The following is a 19,855-nucleotide window of genomic DNA, read 5'->3' as shown; positions in this document are numbered from 1 at the left end:
GGTCAAGGGCGCCTCAGTGCTTGCGCCATTCTTCCAGCTTGTCCGCCAACTGCTGGCGACGCGCATCAGGTGCCGCGAGAGAGGCACTCTGGTGACCTTCCCCGAAGCGATTCTCCAGGTAGTCCATCAGGTTGATCAGCTCGCCGTCGGTCAGGTTGTCATCAAAGGCCGGCATGAAGACGCTGTGACCATTGTTCTCGCGCTGCACGCCATTGAGAATCGCCTGCGCCAGGTTGTCCGGATAGACACTGCCGGTCACGCTGTTGTGGAACAGCGACGGGTAGTAACCATCCTGGGTGCCGGCGCCATCCGCCCCGTGACACATGGCACAGTGGCCCAGATACAGGCGCACACCCGGGGTGGCATCCGTCAGCTGGCCGATCAGCGCTTCGTCATCCGGGCGCTTGTCGAGTGGCTGACCGCGCAGCAACAGGACATCGTCAGCCGGTGCCCCCTGATTGAACCGCGTGGCGACCTGAGGCTCGCTGGCCTGCTCAGCTTCCGCCTGGCGATCGCCATCATTGATCGCCTCGCCCTGCTCACCCTTGCCATTCACGGCCGGGATGGACTTCAGATAGACGGCAATGGCACGCAGATCATCTTCGCTCATGTGACGCATGGAGTGCGTGACGACATCCGCCATCGGGCCGCCGGCCTGCGCCTTGCCCTTGAGGTTGCCAGTGGCGAGGTAGGTCTGGATATCCTGCTCACTCCAGCTGCCCAGACCATCCTGCATATCCGGCGTCAGGTTGAAGGCGCGCCAGCCTTCGATCATCGCACCACCGAGATAGCCGTCCTCATCGCCTGTCAGCGCCTTCTCCTGGAAGGCGATGCCACGCTCGGTGTGGCAGCTGCCACAGTGTCCCGGCCCCTGGACGAGATAGGCGCCACGGTTCCAGTCGGCGCTCTTCTCGGGGTCATCCTGCCAGGGCTCCAGCGGCGAGAAGATCTCTTCCCACAGCGCCATCGGCCAACGCATGTTGAGCGGGAACGGAATCTCGCTCTCACGGTTCGGCGTGGCGCTCGGCGTCACGTCATGCATGTTCCAGGCATAGAGTGACTTGATGTCGTCATCGGTCAGACGTGCATAGGACGGGAACGGCATCGCCGGATAGAGATTGTGGCCATCGGCCGCCTCACCTTCGCGCAGTACACGGGTGTACTCCTCGAGAGTGTAGTTGCCGATGCCGTGTTCGGTGTCCGGGGTGATGTTGGTGGCGAAGATCTTGCCGACCGGCGTCTCGAAACCGAGGCCGCCGGCGTACTCATCACCGTCTTGCGTACTATGACAGGCAGCGCAATCACTGGCGCGTGCCATGTACAGGCCTTTCTCGATCAACGCCGGATCATTGGTGGCGGCCTTGTCGGCCTCCACCTGCCTGGCGTGCTCATCTTCACCACTGCCACAGGCGCTGAGCAACAGCGCACTGGAACCGGCAATGGCAGCAAGACGTATTGCACGGGCCAGACGCGCGGGACGGGCCGTGAGGCGGGCACCTCGGGCATTCTCATCAATGGCATCACGAATGCCAGCAGTACGGGCGTGCGGGACCATGCTTATATTTCCTGTTCGAGCAGATCGGCAATACGAAGAGACAAGGCGGCAATCGTCAGAGTGCAGTTGACCGAGCCGACAGTCGGCATGCTGCCGGAGCTGGCGACGAACAGATTGTCGTGGCCATGCACTCGGCAATCGCGGTCCACCACGGATTGCGTCGGGTCATCTCCCATCAGGGTCGTACCGCAGATATGCTGGTTGTTGGAGAACTCATCACGGAACGCGATGTCCGTGCCTCCCATCAGCTTGGCGATGCGTGCATATTGCTCCCGCGTATGCACGGCGCTGCGCTTGACGTAATCATCGATAGCATAACGGAATTCCGGGCGCGGCAGACCAAGTGCGTCACGTTTTTTTGACGGCGTGATGCGATTGGCTGGCTCGGGCAGCAGCTCATGGAAGCTGTCGAACTGCACATAACGGCTGGCACGATTGTCGATCTGCGCCTGCAGGTCCGCGCCCAGCCTCAGGGGAGTCTCCGCCAGCACCTCGGTAGTCATCTGCTGAGTCCGGGCGATGTTGGAAAGGTGCAGCTTCTTGGAGGCGAATTCACGGCGAAAATCCCCGTCACGCCAGGTGATGATGGACGTCATCTCCTGGGGGCCACGGCCGGCCCACAGTGCCTCATCGGCCAGAAAGCTCACACCGGTACCCGGGTGATCCATCAGATGCCGGCCGACCATGTCGTTCTGATTGCCCACACCGTCGGGGGTATGTGCATTCACCGACATCTGCATCAGCTTGGGCGTCTCGATGCCATTGGCCGCCAGCACCACCTTGGGTGCGCTCAGTCGATGCTGCTTGCCTTGCGGGTCGAGATAGCGCACTTCGCGGATCTTGCCGCTGGCATCGCTTTCCAGATGATGGACGATGGCATTGTCGATCAGTCGGGCACCGGCGCGCTCCGCCTTCTCGACGTGAATGATGCCGGAGTACATCGCCCCGATCGGGCAGATCGGCATGCAGTTGTTGTTGCCGCAGCAGGTCGGGCGGTCATCGTAGGGGCGGCTGTTGCGCGCCACCGGCTCGGTGACCATGTCAAAACCGTGGGGATTGATGCGCTCGCTGACCCGCTGTTCGTTCCACGACAGCGGCAGAGGCGCCATCGGATACTCGGCGCTGCGCGGGCTGCCGAGATCGACATCATTCGGCCCCCAGACACCCAGCGCCACCTCGGCCCGGAAGTAGTAGTCTTCCAGGTCCTCATAGGCGATCGGCCAGTCGAGACCTACTCCATATTCGCTCTTGAGACGGAAATCGCTGGGCAGGAAGCGCCAGGCCGAGGCCGCCCAATGCCAGGTGGTACCGCCGACGGCGCGGATATACTGCGCGTCATAGGGCTGCTCACCCTTCTGGACGAGATAGTCGGCATTGTCGCCGTGCAGCATGGGATGCGGTGCCGCCTTGCTGGCGGGATACGGCCCCATGAAGTCCATCTTGTCGGCCTGATTGCGAAAGCGCTCCACGATCTGCCAGCGCTCCAGGCGCGGGCCGGCTTCCAGCATGATGACCGCCTTGCCGGCTTCGGCCAGACGATGCGCGATCAGGGCACCGGCAACGCCGGAGCCCACCACGATCACGTCAGCGTCATACGTACGAGCTTCCTCAGCCATGCGGGGTTCTCCTCAAGGTGCTTTGCGTCACCGCAGCGGGACTGCGATGTCGTCAGGGCATTCGTTGCCGCCCGCTCTCATGGCGATGCTGGCAGATGAACGAGTGGGTTCAGGCAGGACGCTCGGCCCAGAAACCGGGGCGATTCGGGCAATAGGTCCGCACGACCTGGACATCGCGGGGGCCTGCATACATGCCGGCATGTTCAAAGGCGATCACCTCGGCCTGCGGGTCGGTGGCAGATTGCCCCACCGTCCCCAGCATCCAGGCCTGCAGCACGCGGCGCACCAGCGCCATCTCGGCTTCTCTCACGTCATCCTCGCGCAGATATTCACGCTGCTCCCCCAGCGCCAGGAGACGATCTCTCAGGTCCACCAGCGTGCCAAGGCCCGGCACGCCATCGACGGGCGTGCGCGCCAGTGCCTCGAAGAACCGCTGCCCGAGGCGCTCATTGAGGACTCTGTCACTCAAGAGCCATGCCGAGAGGGACATGAAGGCGGCAAAGGCGCCATCCTCATCCGTCTCCCGGGCACTGCTGGTGACCGTTTGCGCCAGCGCCGACAATGGCAGGCTGGTCAGTGTCGCGGCACCGACCCCGAGCAGACCACGCTTGAGCAGGCGACGCCGGGAAGCATCGACGCGTGCGATGTCATGAGTCGAATCAGGCAAGGCATCGGTCTCAGGCGAAGTCGTCATGGGGCTCTCCGGGCAATCATGGGAACAGATACGCACACTCGAGCACGCTGGCAGGCCAGCAGCAGGTCAAGCGGGAAACATTAACATTGGGTGAATGGTAACAATTGGCACCCCCTCATAGACGAAAGACTAATGAATCGTGCGTTCGCACTTGCGCAACCCTGTCATCGCGCTCGATGCAACCCGAGCGAACGCGGCAGGCCCCACCCCTCGCCCCGGGAGCGTGGCTTACGTCTTTCGCGGCGGCTGACGTTTTCAGTCATCTCGCGGCACAGTAGGATGTGGGCTTGATCCCTTCGTCATTCCAAGGATGGCCATCATGCTTCGCACCCTGCGTACCCCTCTCGCGTTGATTCTCACCACCACTCTGCTGGCAGGTTGCGAGAGCGCGTCCCGTATCGCCGACAGCATTTCCCTTCCGGACTTCGGCAGCACCACTGCCTCCGAGGACGGCGATCAGCGCGTCAAGCGGACAGTGGCCTTCCCGGAGGCGGAGTACGCCAAGCTCGACAAGACGGGAACCTCAGTCATCAAGGGCCGCATGTCCTATGACTGGCAGGGTCAGACGATTCATGCCAACCAGGCAGGCATCTCGATCGCGCCGGTCACCACCTACTCCGCGGAAGCCGCGGAACTGGCGCTGGCCGGCAAGACGGCAGAGCGCGCCGACCCGCGTGCCCAGGCCTATACCCATATCGTGCGCACCGACAGCAATGGCTACTTCAATGCCACCGGCCTGCCCGCCGGCACCTTCTATGTCGCCGGCGTCATCAAACTGCCCGATGGCACCCGCAGCCCCCTCATCCTGAGCCAGGTCCAGGTCGGGCGTGGTCAGACACGCAACATCGAACTGAGCCGCTGAGCGTGCTGAGCCCAGACTCCCGCGAGCCCCGGGCCTGCCACCCTGAGGGATGATCGACGAATGACCACGACACCATGACGGCACTCTCGTTACGTTCCTACACGCCACGCGCCGATGTGCATGATCACCAGTATCCGCAGCTGGTGCTGCCGATCCGGGGCCATCTCGACATCCAGGTCGGCGGCTACACCGGTACCGTGGTCACCGGCGAATGCGTGATCATCCGCTCGGGCGAGATCCATCAGTTCCAGGCCCATGACGCGGCACGCTTCATCGTCGCGGACCTGGATTACCTGCCCGACAATCTCGCCGCCACTCGGCGCGTGGTGTTCTCCATCAGCACCCTGCTGATGAACTATCTGCTGTTTCTCGAAGCCCAGCTGCAGGGCAAGGTCGATGCCCGGATCGACCGACTGGCCATCGAGCTGTTTCTGGGCCTGCTGGAGAGGCAGACCTGCGACAAGCGTGTCGATCGGCGTCTGCTCAGAGTGCTGGATGTCATGAACGAGCAGCTGGATCAGCCGCATGACGTAGCATCATTGGCGGCCCTGGCGCATCTGAGTCCTACCCAGTTCCACAAGATCTTTCGTGACAACCTGGGCGTCAGCGTCAAGCAGTACCTGACAGCCCGGCGCATGGAGCGCGCCCGTGCGCAGTTGATCCATTCCGACCTCAGTGTCCAGCAGGTCGCCGAGGCAGTGGGCTATCAGAACCTGTCGGCCTTCACGCGGCGCTTCTCTCACCATTTCGGCATGACGCCGCGCGAGATGACTCGCCAGTACTCCAGCCTGACCATCTCCAGCTGAGCGTCTTCCCCTGACCTTCTTCAGCACCTCTCCCGCCCATGTCACGGCGTTTCAGACGCTTGCTGGCTCACTTGGCTGTCTCCAGCAGAACGAAGCGTAGTTTCAGCACAATATCGATTCGCAATGAAGCGTAATCTCGTGGTCACCGAATCACCTTTCATTGCGAGCCATCAACCATGCAACACCGCTTCGCGAACGCTTCGCTCTCCCCGCTGCTCCAAGGTCAGACCGGCAACCTGTGCGTGCTGCTGGCTGCCTGCCTGTGGGGAACCACCGGCACGGCCGCCCACTTCAATCAGGGTGTGAGCCCGCTGGCCACTGGCGCCTTCGCCATGGGGGTGGGCGGCGTACTCCAGGCCATCCTGTCACGCCGCCATCTTCGCGCCGAGGCACACAAGCTGCTCGCACAGAAACACCTGGTGGCCTGGGGCGCTCTGTTCATCATCTGCTATCCCCTGGCCTTCTACTCGGCCATGGAATACACCGGTGTCGCGATGGGCACCGTCATCACCATCGCCACGGCCCCCTTGGCGGCCGCCGCACTGGAATATCTGCTGGACCGCAAGAAGGTCACTGCCAGCTGGTATGCCGCGCTGACGCTGGGAATGATCGGCGTCGCGCTGATGGCCATCGGCGAGACCGCGTTGCCTGAGGCCACGCCACTGCTGGAAGCGCGTGGTGAGGGGGCGATGCTCATGGATGAGCGCAAGCTCATCGGCATCGCCCTGGGGATCGTGGCCGGCGCAAGCTACGCCACCTATTCGCTGCTCGCCAGACGCATGATGTTGCAAGGCACCCACGGACGTGCGGCGATGGGCTGCCTGTTCGGCACCGCCGGTGTGCTGCTGCTGCTCGGCCTCGGAACCGCCAGCCTCATCCACGACCCGCGCCTGTTCGCCACGCCGGTGAATGCCAGTGTCGCCATCTACATGGCGCTGATTCCCATGCTGCTGGCCAGTCTGGTCTTCGGGCGTGGGCTGGCCAGCGTGCCCATCAGTCGCGTCACCATGCTGACCATGTTCGAGCCGCTGGTGGCAGGCGTTCTGGCGGTCGTGGTGGTCGGCGAGCAGTTCACCATGATGGGGGCGGTCGGCATGCTGTTGATCATGACCTGCCTGATGCTGCAGCTTCGCTCCCGCGCCCCCAGGACACCGACGGCCAGTCCGCAGCCAGCGCCCACCGCATGGGCAAGGGCCTCCCACGCATCACGACGCCCTGACCTTGAGGCAGAGCGGGCGTTTGATCTGGAGACTGACCTGGCGACGGGCCTCTGGACTGACAGCGATAGCGGGCAGGAGTCCGCGTGCGAAAGCGTCGCAATGCTCGACTATCCCGCAGAGAGCCAGCACGGCTGGTCCCATGCGGCAGTGGAGTCCGGCGACAGGACACCACGTTGAACGGATCTCACTGAACTGGCCTCACTGAGCCGGTTGCGCTGAGCTGACGACGGGGCGCAGACCGCAGTGACCCCCGCGTTGTCGTGATCATGACAGAAAGTGGTTTCAGCACACTCTGCGTGCTCGCGGCATGCATGGCGAGCCGACGAGAAAGAGCGCACCTCTCACGCCAAAGGAATGCCTGGATGACAACGATCTCTCCTCTGACCTCCCAACCCTCGAAGTCGGGAGTGCTGGGCAGCCTGGCGGTGCTGTTTGCGGCGCTGCTGTGGGGCACCACCGGCACGGCGGCCCACTTCAATCAGAATGTCAGTCCGCTGGCGACCGGTGCCTTCGCCATGGGCGTTGGTGGCCTGCTTCAGGCAGTGATCGCACGGCCCAATATCTTGGGCTGCCTGGGCCTTTTGATGGCGCAGAAGTGCCGGGTATTGCTCGGCGCCGTATGTGTCGTCATCTACCCGCTGGCCTTCTATACCTCGATGCACCTGGCGGGCGTCGCCATCGGCACGGTGATCACCATCGCCACGGCGCCCCTGGCGGCCGCGATACTGGAGCGCCTGTTCGGTCACCATCGACTCACGCCGAGCTGGTATCTCAGCCTCGCACTGGGCATCGCCGGGGTGGTGATGATGGCATTGGGCGAAACGGGCCATCAGGGCATGACGACACCCCTCGCCGCGGGGCAGAGTGCTGACGGTCGCCTTGCCTTCACTGATGAACTGGCGCGCCTGGCGGGTATCGCGCTGGGCATCATCGCCGGGGTGACCTACGCCGCCTACTCGCTGATCGCACGGCGCATGATGGAAGGTGGTATCCACGCTCGCGCGGCCATGGGCAGCCTGTTCGGCGTCGCCGGCATCGCGTTGATCGCAGGCCTGGGCCTCAGCATGCTGGTGGCAGACCCGCGCCTGTTCGCCACTGCCGGCAACGCAGGCGTGGCACTCTACATGGCACTGGTACCGATGTTCCTCGGCTATCTCGCCTTCGGCTATGGCCTCAAGACCATCGCCGCCAGCAAGGCCACCCTGCTCACGCTGTTCGAGCCGCTGGTCGCTGCGCTGCTCGCCGTCACCATCGTCGGCGAGCATATCGCCCCGCTCGGCTGGCTCGGCATGGTACTGATTGCCGTCTGCCTGGTGATTCAAGTGAGGCCGAAAACGATCTGAAGAATGCCTGGAGCCTGAACAACAGAAAGCCCCAGCCTGATCCTCAGGCTGGGGCTTTCTGTGTTACTGGGCATGTACTCACAGGATTACGCCGTCTCGATCACTCGCCGTGAAGAGCGTGCGACGTCAATGCGAGGCAAGCTCGGCGGCATCAACTTGCGGCGTTATGCGACGTACGCCCTTGGCATCCTGCGCGTAGGCACGATGACGCACATCCCAGAGCTCCACAGCATGCTGGATGTTGAGCCAAAACTCCGGCGTATTGCCTAGCGCAGCCGCCAGCTTGATGGCCATCGGGGCCGTCAAGGTCCCCTTGTCATGAACGATACGGCTCAGGGTATTTCTGTGCACTCCCATCGCCTCGGCCAGTGTGCGGATGTCGATCTCCATCGGCTCCAGAAACTCTGCCGTCAACATCTCGCCTACCGTCAGTGGGCGCCGCTGGGTGTTTCTCATCGCTGCTACCTCCTCTAGCCCTTGTCAGCATGCGGGTCTAGATATGTTTGATGGGCAATCCCTGCCTCCCATCGAAAGATGAGTCGATACTGCTTGTTGACGCGAATCGAGCAATAACCTGCGAGATTGCCCTGGAGATGCTCGAAACGATTGCCTGGCGGAATCCTCAAATCAGACTCCTGGCTTGCGGCATCGAGAATCTGCAACTTGCGATAAAGCGAACTTGAGAGCGCCGCAGGTATCTTGCGGTGGCCAACATCTTGCTCGTAGAAGCTCTCGAGCCACACATCCCTGAATTCCACCGCCATGGCAGCACCTTTTTCCCTCATTCCATGCACAACCACGTTGTGCATCAAGTGACTCTCCCCTGAGGTGACTCTACCCTGACGTTTCTCTCCCCCATGAAAAACGCCCAACGAGTCCAGGACTCGTTGGGCGTTTCGTATTCCTCTGCCCTTCATATCAGGCGATCAGTCACTCACGCCGCCGTCTTGTCGGCCAGTTCGACCTTGGCAAGCTTGATCAGCCCGCCGTAGACGACGAAGGCGACCACGACACCCACGACCGGCGGCATGAAGGGGGAGCTCCAGGCACACAGGCAGGCGATGGCGTAGGCGGCGAGGCCCGGCCAGTGGTAATCCACCTTGGGCATCTTGGCGAGACGCGGATACTGGCCTTTGTGGCCGAGCCAGAAGTTGGCCATGATCACGCCGCCGATCGGCGGAATGAAGGTGCCGAGCAGAATCAGGAACGGAATCAGCCACTCATACATGCCGAGTACCGCCAGCACCGTGCCGATGGCCGCGCCGCCCAGGGTGACACGCTGACGATGCGGCGTGCGCAGCAGATTGCAGCCGGCGATGGCGAAGTTGTAGATGGTGTTGTCCTGGGTGGTCCAGATATTGAGAAACAGCATCAACACCGCGAGGCTGACCAGCCCCTGGGCAATCATCACATCGACGATATCGGCCTGCTGATAGATCATCGCGCCGAGCGCACCGGTCAGCACCATCAGGCCATTACCGACGAAGAAGGCCGCCAGGGTGGCGATCACGGCGATCTTCGGCGAGCGTGCGAAGCGACTCCAGTTGGTCGCCTGGGTGCCGCCACTGATGAAGGTACCGATCACCGCCGTGATGGCGGCTGTCCAGCTCATGGAATCCGTGGGCGTCAGTGCCGCGAGTCCCGCCATGCCACCGACATCGACCATGCCGGTATAGAGACTGAACAGGATGAACAGCAGCATGGCCGGCACGGCAACGCGCGAGAGCATGTCCAGGCCGCGATAGCCGATCATCGCCGTCAGGCAGAAGGCGAAACCGAAGATGACCATCAGCGGCGTGGTCAGCCATTCCGGCAAGCCGAGTGTCTTGACCAGCACGATGGCGATGGTCGCGGTGCCCCAGGCGTACCAGCCGATCTGGGTGAAGCCGAGCACGAAGTCCGACAGACGGCTGCCCTTCTCGCCAAAGCACAGGCGACCCATCAACACCGAGTTGAGGCCGCTCTTGCAGGCGATGTAGGCCAGCGCCGCCGCATAGCTCCCCAGCAGCAGATTGCCGATCACGATGACCCACATCAGCTCATTGAGCGCGAAGGCCGAGCCCAGTGACCCACCGGCCCACATGGTGGCGGTGAAGAAGGTGAAGCCGAGCAGCACCATTGAAGTGGAGAGCAGCCCACGTCGTGCCGAAGCGGGGACTTCGCTCAAGGGATAGTCATTGCCTGCGGCCGAAGCCAGCGGTGAGGTCTGTGAAGTTGATGAGCGGTCATCTGCCATGCGGGGTATCCCTCGGACTCGTGCATCGCGCCGAGTCTCTTCGTGTGAGGCCGTGTCAGCCGGAGTAAGGTGCCATGCTCTCTCGCCACCTGGCAGGTCGCTCTCATGGAACGCTGCGCTCGACGGGCAGCGCGTCGGTCGATGAGAGCCTGCCAACCGCTGGCGAAGTGCGGATGAGCGGGACTGGCGGTCGCCACCCTACCACCACGCAAGAAACGCGCCAGTCCTTGAAATGTCCGCGTACCTGTCCGCGGACTGCCCGGCGCCATAACTTGTCCTTGGCGTCAGGATCTCGCGCTGGAGGGGGTGTGAGGCAGCCATTGGCGCAGCAATGCCCTCTATGACGTATCGCTTGCGTCACTTGGCCGGTGATGGCGCAAGATCCCCGTAAGATGCCCTCAATATGGCAGTGATCCACAAAAACGCCACGCGGCGCACTCTTTCAGTGCAGCGCGTGGCGTTGATCGCATCGTCCTTCCCTCACGTCATAACCTGACGCCAAGTGCAGGATGCAAATTTTTTTCAGACATTCCCGGTCAGAGGGGCCTCAAGCGCTTGCCAGCACTCCTTCACTGGCATTGACCTCTTCGCTGTCCATCAGACGCAATCTGACAGGCACCGATTTCGAGGCCGGCGTATTGCTGCGCGCATCACGGTGATCCAGCGGAATCAGGTCATTGGTTTCCGGGTAATACGCTGCCAGACAGCCGCTCGGGATATCGTAGGCCTTGAGCTTGAAGCCGGCCATGCTGCGCTCGACACCATCCTCACTCACGGTTTCCATACGCACGCGCTGGCCCTCGGACAGGCCGAGCGTTTCCAGATCCTGCGGGCTGATCATCACCACCATGCGCGTCCCGTAGACGTCCCGATAGCGGTCATCATTGGAATAGACGGTGGTGTTAAACTGATCATGGCCCCGCATGGTGCTGAGCAGGAAGGTACTGTCCATGTCCAGCGTCTCATGGGTGACCTTGTCGAGCCCCTGCTCATCGGTGCCCAGGCCTTCGGGGAACAGGAAGTTGGCGCGCCCGGAGTCGGTGTGCCAGATGCGCTCACGCGGGGCGATGCGGATGTGGAAGCCACCCTGCGCCAGGCGGGCATTGTAGTCCGGGAAGATCTGCGGGAAGACCTGTTCGATACGGTCGCGAATGCGCGCGTAATCCGCCTGCAACCAGTCCCAGTCCAGGGTGGGATGCGCCGGCAGAGTGGCCTTGGCCAGCTGACAGGTGATAGCGATCTCGGAGTGCAGGCTGGCATCCGCCGGCGCCATCACGCCGCGCGAGGGCGAGACGTTGCACATGCCGTCCTCGACACTGGTGGTCTGCTCCGCGCCCTTGCCATCGGCGCCGGCCTGCAGATCCCGCTCGCTATGACCCAGCGTCGGCAATACCCAGCCGTGCTTGCCGGGATGCAGATGGCTGCGATTGAGCTTGGTGGCGATATGCACCGTCATGTCCAGCTCGTGCACCTTCTCCACGATGCGCTTCTGGTCCGGAATCGCGCGGAAGAAGTTGCCGCCCATGCCGATGAAGGCCCGTGTCTCACCGCGCAGAATCGCCTCGCAGCATTCGGCGACATCATGGCCGTTGTCCCGTGGGCACTGGATGTCGAAGACGCGATCGAAGGCATCCAGCATCGCGCCGTTGGGCAGGTTCTCGATACCGACGGTGCGATCCCCCTGCACGTTGGAATGGCCGCGCACCGGACAAGGCCCGGCGCCCGGCTTGCCGATATTGCCGCGCAACAACAGCAGATTGACGATCTGCTGGATGGTATCGCCACCCCGCGCATGCTGAGTGATGCCCATGCCCCAGCAACAGATCACGCGCTCGGCCTCAAGATAGGTCTGCGCCGCCTGCTCCAGTGACTCCCGCGACAGGCCGGACATCTCGACCAGATCCTGCCAGTCAAGCTTGCGGCAGTGATCGGCGAAGGCCTCGAAGCCGTGGGTGTGTTGCGCGATGAAGTCATGATCCAGCAGCCCCACCGCATGCGGATTGCGCTCACGCAGTGCATCGTCGGCCTCGATCACGTACTTGCACATCGCCTGCACGGCAGCGAGGTCACCGCCGATGCGCAGTTGATGGTACTGGGTGCTGATCTCGACGCCCTTGCCGCTCAGCATGTCCCTGGGCGATTGCGGGTCGGCAAAGCTCACCAGCGCCCGCTCGCGCAGAGGATTGAAGCTCACCACCTCGGCACCACGGCCACGCGCCTCGTGGAGATCGCCCAGCATGCGGGGACTGTTGGTGCCGCTGTTCTGACCGAAGATGAAGATGGCATCGGCCTGCTTGAAGTCCTCGAGATTCACCGTGGCCTTGCCGATGCCGATGGACTCCGGCAGTGCCCGCGAGGTGGTCTCGTGACACATGTTCGAGCAGTCGGGGAAGTTGTTGGTGCCGTACATGCGCCCGAACAGCGAGAACAGGAAGGCCGCCTCGTTGGAGGTGCGCCCCGAGGTATAGAACTCGACCTGGTTCGGGTCCTCATACTGTTTGAAACGCTCACCGATCTCGGCGTAGGCCGCCTCCCAGCTGGTGACCTCGTAGCGATCCTCAGCCGCGTTGTAGCGCAGCGGGTGCGTCAGGCGCCCTTCCTTCTCCAGATGATGATCCGTCCACTCGCGAAGCTGGCTCACGGTGTTCTGAGCGAAGAGTTCATCGCTGACGCGCTCACGCGTCGCCTCCCACGCGAGCGCCTTGGCACCGTTCTCGCAGAAATTGGCCCCCTTGGGCTTGTCACCATTCGGCCAGGCGCAGCTCGGACAGATGAAGCCATCCGGCTTGTTCATCTTCATCAGGCTGACATGCCCGGCGATCGGCAGGTGCTCCTGCCAGAGGAATGTCTCCACTGCCTTGAGCGATGGCCAGCCGCCGCCCGGCGGACGATCAAGCTGGCTGCCGGAAAGCTCGCGGGAAAGGTCAGGCGCATGGGACCCCTTGTGGCCGAAGGTGCTGGAAGAAGCGGGCCGGGACGTGGGCGCGTCGTGTGACATGTCAGAACTCCTGCGCGGTGCGTGCTCGATCAAGAAAGAGAAAGTAGCAGGCAAGATATGAGCGATACCTCATCTCTTGCTCTCGCGCGGGGGATTTTCAAGGGCAGCCGGCGTTGCGCCCTTGAAGTTCTTTCGATCCGCCACCAGAGTTGTACATACCTGACACAATGAGCTCGAGAAAATGCGCTGACACGGCGAGCCCCTGACAGACGTGAGCCGTCTTCTGGAATGCTGGAACGCCAAAGCTTGAAGGGAGAAGCTGAGAGTCCGGCAAGAAAAGAGACAGGCCACGCGTCTCGCCCAGCCACTCGACAAGCTGACGCTGATGAGGAGCCCGAACATGACCATCTTTGAAGCCCTGCGCGAGACCCACGACGAACAACGCCGCCTGCTGGACATGCTGCTCAAGACTGAAGGTGACAGCGAGCCTCGCGATGACCTGTTCAAGCGCCTCAAGGAATCGCTCACCAACCATGCGGGAGCTGAGGAGCGCGCGCTCTACATCCCGATGATGGAACACGACATGACGCAGGAAAAGGCGCGTCACAGCGTGGCCGAGCACCATGAAATCGATGAGCTGGTCGAGAAACTCGAGACGACGGACTACAGCTCACCCGGCTGGCTGGCCGCCGCCAAGCAGCTCGAGCATCTGGTGACTCACCATCTGGACGAGGAAGAGCAGGAAGTCTTCCAGCTGGCCGGTCGCGTCTTCGACGACGCCACCAAGCAGCGACTCGCCGATGAGTACCTGAAGGACATGAAGGCACGCGAAGCGGCCTGATATATCGCCTGATGCCTGGCGCCTGACGCTCGACAATAGCCAGGCAGGAGATGACACGGGCTGGCCACATGACGTGGCCAGCCCGTTGTCGTTGATGGCGGTCGAGAAGTTGAGCGAAAGAGACTGACGCCCCGGCCGCACGACATTACCGGCGGCGGCTGCCTTTCGCCCCGGCCCCCTTGAATGAGCCGCCAGCACGCTTGCCCTTCTTCTCTCCCTTGCCCGCCCCTGGCCCGGACTCGGAGGTCGCTGAACGTCCGACATGACGTGCGATCCAGATCGTATGCCTGGCTCCGGACGTGCCATGGGCATACACCTGACGCGCCTCGGCCTTGAAACCGGCCCGCGACAGACGCTGAGAGAAGCGCGCATCGGCCGTGGCCGACCACACTGCCAGAATGCCGGCAGGACGCAGTGCCCTGGCGCATACCGCCAGCCCTTCCGCGCTGTAGAGCCAATCATTGTCGTCAGCGGTCAGCCCCTCCGGGCCATTGTCCACATCCAGCATGATGGCATCGAAACCGCCAGGTGCTTCGCGCAGCACCTCGGCCACATCGCGATTCTCGACGGTCGTGCGCGGATTGCGGATCGGATACCCCGCCTTGGCCCCCAGCGGGCCGTCATTCCAGGTGATCACGCCCGGCACCAGCTCGGCGACCACCACCTCGGCATCTGCCTTGAAGTGCGCAAGCGCCGAGGCCAGCGTGAAGCCCATGCCCAGACCGCCGATCAGGACACGCTGCGGCGCCGACGGCGTTCCGCGACTCTTCAGCAGGCCAGCAGGAATCTCTGCCAGCGCGTCTTCCGAGCCATGCATGCGGGTATTCATCAGCTGCCCCCCCTTGCCGCTCTCGATCTTGATGACGAAGTCCTCGCCATACTCGAACAGACAGAGCGAATCCGTGGTACCGGGGATCGGGGCGGTATCGAGCAGCACAAAACGTTTCATGGCATATCCAGGCTAGAAGAGATCACGCGACAATCGATACCTGCAGGCAACTCCAGCCGGGGCGACGCGCATTGACGCAATATCCCGCTGGCAGGCATCTGCATGATCCAGAGGAGCGTTATCCTACCAGCCATGCGCGTCATGGCGATAATGAGCCAGTCACTCCACAGGGATACCTGCCAGAAAGGACAACAGCAGTGGCAACGGTTGAGAGACAACAGAGCCCCTGCAACAGAACTGGCACATTCTCGTGGTATCTCTAATACTGGCTAGGTGGTTACGAAAATCCACAATCGTTAATCAATGGAAGTTGCATAATGCAAAACGCTGGCGCGAAGGTGCCAGACACGCGGCAGCGATGCTCTCTGGCTTGAGCGCCAGCCAGACCACGGCCTGCTCGGGAGATCGTGCCCGCCACGCATGCCTCTCGGGTCATTGCCTGACCCCGCCTTGAGGCGACACACTATGGGGAAAGGCGGTCTGCGGGACAGGCGAGAGGGTGATTTCGCACGACGATTCACGCACGCAAACAACGACACCTATAACAGCGACGCCTGACAGAAAGACACTCTCACGTGGCGGCAGACGCCGTCATGACCAGCGAATGACACGCATCATCCGCACTCGGGACACCGAGTGCCATCTAGGGGAACCACCGATGCCACACACCAACCCAGAGCAACTGGCGACCATCAGTGCCGAAAAGGTAGAGGAACGCTTTCGCGGTCTGCATCCCATCGTCGCGCTGGTGTCAGCCACGCGACTGATGCAATACCTGGAGCGTGAGGGCCTGATGCTGCAGGCACACCGCCGCCTGTGTGCCTGCATCATCCGAGAGGCCCTGCCCACGCTGGAAGCCGGTCCGGGGCATGACCCCGAGAACCTGCCAGAGCTCAATGTCCAGGCCTCCCCCCTGCAACGGGAGCAGGCGCTTGCCCCCGCCGTGGCCCCCGTCTCGCCCCAGGGGGCCCCCACCCCGGCGACCGTGCACGACAAGCCACAGGGCGTCGTTTCCTGAACCGCTGACACCTGGCCTGAGCCGAAGATGACACCCCCGCCCGTTGCTTTCCCCTGAGCAACGGGCGTTTTCATTGGTGGCATGACCCCGCCCCACATGAACATCAAGTTTTTTGAATGTAGGGGTTTGAATCCGCACGAAGATCCACATGTCATTCAGGTAGGCGTTCGCGTCTGAAGGCGATTGCGTCGTCATCATGATTCACGGACAAGGAGTGACAGCATGAGTCAACTACAACCCCCGCAGCATCAGGATCATCAACCGGGTGATGAACATCGCATGCAGCCTCGCCCCGAATATATCCGAGAAGGCTATCAGGGCAGCGGAAAGCTCAAGGGCAAGGTCGCCGTCATCACCGGAGGCGACAGCGGCATCGGGCGCGCCGCCGCCGTCCACTTCGCGCGCGAAGGGGCCGACTGCATGATCACCCACGTCGGCAGCGAGGAAAAGGACGCCGAGGAAACCCTCCGACTGATCGAGGCCGAAGGTCAGAAGGCCAGCCGCATCGCCGGTGACATCGGTGACCCGGCCTTCTGCCGCAAGGTGATAGAAGGCACGCTGGAGGAATTCGGCAAGCTCAACATCCTGGTCAACAACGCCGCCGAGCAGTACGACTGGAATGACGTGACCGAGATAGATGACGAGCAGCTCGAACGCACCTTCAAGACCAATCTCTTCAGTCACTTCTATCTGATCAAGGCCGCCGTCCCGCATCTTTCCAAGGGCGACTCCATCATCGCCACCTCCTCGGTCAACGCCTTCAAGGGCAATGACAGCCTGATCGATTACAGCGCCACCAAGGGGGCCATCCAGGGGCTGGTACGCTCGCTGTCCGGCACGCTGATGGACCGCGGCATCCGCGTCAATGCCGTGGCCCCCGGCCCGGTCTGGACCCCGTTGATCCCCGCCAGCTTCGAGGATGACAAGGTCGCCGAATTCGGCAAGCAGGTGCCGATGGAGCGCCCCGGGCAACCCAGCGAGATGGGCCCGGCCTACGTCTATCTGGCCAGCGACGATTCAAGCTACATGTCGGGACAGACGATCCACCTCAATGGTGGCGTCGTGCTCAACACCTGATCACGATGCGTCCCTGAACGCTTCACTGCGCCAGCGGCTGGTGATCACTGTCCGCCCAGCGACGAGACGATCACCACGCAGCAACACCAAAGGCCACCCGATCCGGGTGGCCTTTTTCTCATTCCCATAGGGGTCTGCTCAAGGAATGCGTGCCGCGTCCCAGCGCTTGTGCCGCGTTCGAATCACCTCTTCTCCCTGCCAGTATCAGGCCCTCCTGTCGATCCGTATCAGGCATTTCACACGGCTGTAAAGCGTTGGCCTCTCTATTCTGGTAGCAGCCCAGGGAATGCCATGGGCAGGAAAGGAACGTCACTCGCGCTGCAGGAGGCCTGCATGTCCAAGCTGATTCTCTCGCTGGATGGTGGCGGCATACGTGGGGCAGCTACCGCCCGGTTTCTGATGCATGTCGATGCGACACTCAAGCGCGACCATCAGACCACACTGCGCGCCTGCGTCGATTTCTACGCAGGCACCTCTACCGGCAGCCTGATCGCGCTGGCGCTGGCTACCACCGACATGAGCCTCGAAGACATCAACGGGCTCTACAGCGCAACCAATGCCAGGAAGATCTTCGTCGACAATCGTGGCTGGTTCGAACTCGATGGCATCAATGCGCCCAGGTACGAGGCCAAAGGCAAGAGCGCGATGCTCAAGAAGCATCTCGGCCAGGCCAAGCTCCGGGATGTCCCTGACGGCAAGCAGGTCCTCGTCGTCACCTACGGGATCGAGAGACGCCGCCCGCATGTGCTGAAGTCCAGCAAGTGCGAGCACCACAAGCTGCTGGCCTGGCAGGTGGCGGATGCCTCGAGCGCCGCGCCCACCTACTTCCCGACCCGCGACATGAAACTCGGGACGGACAATGAGCAGACCTGGCTGATCGATGGTGGCGTGATCGCCAACAACCCGACCATGTGCGCCATCGCCGAGGCCTGTCGACTGTGGCCGCAGGACACCCGGCGCGTGCTGTCGATCGGTACCGGGACGCGCACGCGCAAGATCAACGGCCCGGATTCCCAGCATTGGGGCGCGGTGCAGTGGATGCTGGAAGGCAGTCTGATCGACGTGCTCTCCGACGAGAAGGTCGTCGGCTATCAGGCCATCACCATCTCGCCGCCGGGCAGCTACATCCGCGTCAACGCCGAGATGCGCCCGCAACCGGGATTGCCCAGGGCGCCTGACGATGCGATGGACGACATCAGCGTCACCAATATCCAGCGCCTCAAGGGCATGGGCGACTTCTGGTTCGCGCAGTACGGCGAGGCAGCGGTGGCGCTGATCATGGACCACTATCGTGGCCCGTCGCTGGACCGCATCGACCCCGCCACCGGCAAGCCCGAGGCCTATGAGCCTCACTGAGCACGCCTGGCGCGACGCGAACTCGGAGACGCCTGTCAGCGATTTTGCTACTCTGCGCTGCCATGCTCATGCCGACCCGAGTGTCTCCGATGCCCCAAGGTAGTTCGCCAGTGTCTCGCCGCCCCGTCACCCGCCTCCTGGCAGCGCTCAGTCTGTCATTGGCGACCCTCGCGCCCACCCTGACGCCGGGTATCGCCCTGGCAGCCGACGACATGCACTTTGACCAGCCGGAAGCCTTCGCCACCTTGAAGAAGGCGGTCGGCTATTTCGATGAGATGGACACCTTGCCGGAAGAGGCCTGGATCAGCCGCGATCAGGCCTCCGCGCGCAGCGATATGGACGAGATGATCGAGGAAGCCATGCAGGCCCTCGACGTGCCACAACTCTCGACACTGCGCAGCACCTATCGACAGGTCGAGGACAAGATACGTGAATCGCGCCGTGAGATTTCCGAGTTGAAGGAGAAGCGTATCCTGGCGCCCGACACCGAGGTCTCGACGCTGACCCGCTTCACGCCTACCGATACCCTGCGCGAATTCACCGCCAGCACGCGCGGCGATTATGACCTGCTGATCGCCGCGCATGAGAAGAACATCACCGCCTATCAAGGCGAGCTGACCACGCTGGAAGGCAAGCTGGCCGCGCGGCTCGAGGAGATCGGCATCACCCTGACGCCGGACCAGGTCCAGGTGTGGCTGTCCTCGGTGGTCGGCGACGACGTGTTGACCATGAGTGTCGTGTTCGCCAGCATCAAGTCGGTGGCCCAGCAGCTCGCCGAGCTGACCCGCGACAGTGGCGAGAATCTGGAGTACGCGCGTCGCTACTACGGCATGGTCGTCATGCTCCACCGCATGATCGTCACCATGCAGCAGGACTTCATCGCCCGCGTGGATGACGAGGTATTGCCGCAGCTGCAAGGGTTCGCCGACGAAGCCGAAGCCACCACGCGGGATGCGCGGACGCTGATCAAGCAAGGCGGCTCACGTGAGAGTCTGGAGAACAACATCCGCGCCAATGCGCTGACGCTCAAGACGATCAACCTGTATCGCTCGCTGGTGAGCGAGCAGCGCGACCGCGTCAAGACATCGCTCACCAAGAGCCAGCGTGAGCTTGCAGTGGCGACCAATACCTATCGCACCGTCAAGCTCAGCGCGCATGTCGCCGACCTGATCCGCCAGGGCGTCAAGACCTTCGATACCCTCGCCGGCCTGCAGGTACCGGTTGCCACCAGCTTCGAGAACAGCGCCATGCGTGAGGAATTCCGCAAGCTGACCGAGCGCATGCAGCAGGCAAAGTAGCACTCGCGTTCAGTGTCGATATCACGCCTTCGCCCTGCTGGGCGGA

At 62.6% G+C, this 19,855-nt stretch carries 17 protein-coding genes; 9 read left to right on the top strand and 8 right to left on the bottom strand.

Features of this window, described 5'->3' with window-relative positions:
* Positions 1–13: 13 nt before the first annotated feature.
* From BFX80_RS08775 to BFX80_RS08765, 3 genes are all read right to left on the bottom strand, one after another.
* On the bottom strand, positions 14–1,555 hold the full coding sequence (locus tag BFX80_RS08775) for a c-type cytochrome (RefSeq protein ID WP_205632757.1): 1,542 nt from the start codon (positions 1,553–1,555) through the stop codon (positions 14–16).
* A gap of 2 nt (positions 1,556–1,557) precedes the next feature.
* Positions 1,558–3,171, bottom strand: coding sequence for a GMC family oxidoreductase (locus BFX80_RS08770; protein ID WP_084208614.1), 1,614 nt, complete (start codon positions 3,169–3,171; stop codon positions 1,558–1,560).
* A 109-nt stretch (positions 3,172–3,280) separates the two neighbouring features.
* Positions 3,281–3,865 carry a sugar dehydrogenase complex small subunit gene (locus BFX80_RS08765; protein ID WP_084208613.1) on the bottom strand — a complete coding sequence of 195 codons (585 nt, stop codon included), beginning with the start codon at positions 3,863–3,865 and terminating at the stop codon, positions 3,281–3,283.
* A 319-nt stretch (positions 3,866–4,184) separates the two neighbouring features.
* On the opposite strand from BFX80_RS08765, the gene BFX80_RS08760 reads away from it, so the two are divergent.
* From BFX80_RS08760 to BFX80_RS08745, 4 genes are all read left to right on the top strand, one after another.
* Positions 4,185–4,727 (top strand): hypothetical protein, encoded by a 543-nt coding sequence (locus BFX80_RS08760; protein ID WP_077376133.1) that lies wholly within the window; start codon positions 4,185–4,187, stop codon positions 4,725–4,727.
* A 74-nt stretch (positions 4,728–4,801) separates the two neighbouring features.
* On the top strand, positions 4,802–5,533 hold the full coding sequence (locus tag BFX80_RS08755; protein WP_084208612.1) for a helix-turn-helix domain-containing protein: 732 nt from the start codon (positions 4,802–4,804) through the stop codon (positions 5,531–5,533).
* A 176-nt stretch (positions 5,534–5,709) separates the two neighbouring features.
* Positions 5,710–6,930, top strand: coding sequence for a DMT family transporter (locus BFX80_RS08750; RefSeq protein ID WP_084208611.1), 1,221 nt, complete (start codon positions 5,710–5,712; stop codon positions 6,928–6,930).
* A 185-nt stretch (positions 6,931–7,115) separates the two neighbouring features.
* The gene (locus tag BFX80_RS08745; protein ID WP_084208610.1) at positions 7,116–8,096 is read left to right on the top strand and encodes a DMT family transporter; all 981 of its coding nucleotides are present in this window, start codon (positions 7,116–7,118) and stop codon (positions 8,094–8,096) included.
* 126 nt (positions 8,097–8,222) lie between these two features.
* On the opposite strand, the gene BFX80_RS08740 is transcribed toward BFX80_RS08745, so the two are convergent.
* From BFX80_RS08740 to BFX80_RS08725, 4 genes are all read right to left on the bottom strand, one after another.
* Complete coding sequence (locus BFX80_RS08740; protein WP_077376121.1) at positions 8,223–8,552, bottom strand: HigA family addiction module antitoxin; 330 nt, start codon at positions 8,550–8,552, stop codon at positions 8,223–8,225.
* Between the two features lie 14 nt (positions 8,553–8,566).
* On the bottom strand, positions 8,567–8,905 hold the full coding sequence (locus BFX80_RS08735) for a type II toxin-antitoxin system RelE/ParE family toxin (protein WP_276204877.1): 339 nt from the start codon (positions 8,903–8,905) through the stop codon (positions 8,567–8,569).
* A gap of 125 nt (positions 8,906–9,030) precedes the next feature.
* Positions 9,031–10,332: a cytosine permease gene (gene codB / locus BFX80_RS08730; RefSeq protein WP_084208609.1), complete on the bottom strand. Its 1,302-nt coding sequence runs from the start codon at positions 10,330–10,332 to the stop codon at positions 9,031–9,033.
* A 547-nt stretch (positions 10,333–10,879) separates the two neighbouring features.
* On the bottom strand, positions 10,880–13,330 hold the full coding sequence (locus BFX80_RS08725) for an FdhF/YdeP family oxidoreductase (protein ID WP_084208608.1): 2,451 nt from the start codon (positions 13,328–13,330) through the stop codon (positions 10,880–10,882).
* A gap of 340 nt (positions 13,331–13,670) precedes the next feature.
* On the opposite strand from BFX80_RS08725, the gene BFX80_RS08720 reads away from it, so the two are divergent.
* Positions 13,671–14,111: a hemerythrin domain-containing protein gene (locus BFX80_RS08720; protein ID WP_077376112.1), complete on the top strand. Its 441-nt coding sequence runs from the start codon at positions 13,671–13,673 to the stop codon at positions 14,109–14,111.
* Between the two features lie 145 nt (positions 14,112–14,256).
* Here BFX80_RS08720 and BFX80_RS08715 read toward each other — a convergent pair whose 3' ends face one another.
* Positions 14,257–15,060, bottom strand: a complete 804-nt coding sequence (locus BFX80_RS08715; protein WP_240499723.1) for a spermidine synthase — start codon at positions 15,058–15,060, stop codon at positions 14,257–14,259.
* Between the two features lie 658 nt (positions 15,061–15,718).
* Between BFX80_RS08715 and BFX80_RS08710 the strand changes: the two genes are divergently transcribed.
* From BFX80_RS08710 to BFX80_RS08695, 4 genes are all read left to right on the top strand, one after another.
* Positions 15,719–16,078: a hypothetical protein gene (locus BFX80_RS08710; RefSeq protein ID WP_084208607.1), complete on the top strand. Its 360-nt coding sequence runs from the start codon at positions 15,719–15,721 to the stop codon at positions 16,076–16,078.
* A 222-nt stretch (positions 16,079–16,300) separates the two neighbouring features.
* Entirely contained in the window at positions 16,301–17,155 is an 855-nt protein-coding gene (locus BFX80_RS08705; RefSeq protein WP_084208606.1) for an SDR family oxidoreductase, read from the top strand.
* A 333-nt stretch (positions 17,156–17,488) separates the two neighbouring features.
* A complete protein-coding gene (locus tag BFX80_RS08700; RefSeq protein WP_084208605.1) occupies positions 17,489–18,511 on the top strand; it encodes a patatin-like phospholipase family protein in 1,023 nt (340 codons plus the stop codon).
* A gap of 89 nt (positions 18,512–18,600) precedes the next feature.
* Positions 18,601–19,809 (top strand): hypothetical protein, encoded by a 1,209-nt coding sequence (locus BFX80_RS08695; RefSeq protein ID WP_205632756.1) that lies wholly within the window; start codon positions 18,601–18,603, stop codon positions 19,807–19,809.
* Positions 19,810–19,855 lie beyond the last annotated feature (46 nt).

The sequence above is a fragment of the Cobetia marina genome (assembly GCF_001720485.1).
GTDB classification, from domain to species: domain Bacteria; phylum Pseudomonadota; class Gammaproteobacteria; order Pseudomonadales; family Halomonadaceae; genus Cobetia; species Cobetia marina.
The sequence above is the reverse complement of the archived record's forward strand: the minus strand, read 5'-3'. Positions and strand labels throughout refer to the sequence as shown.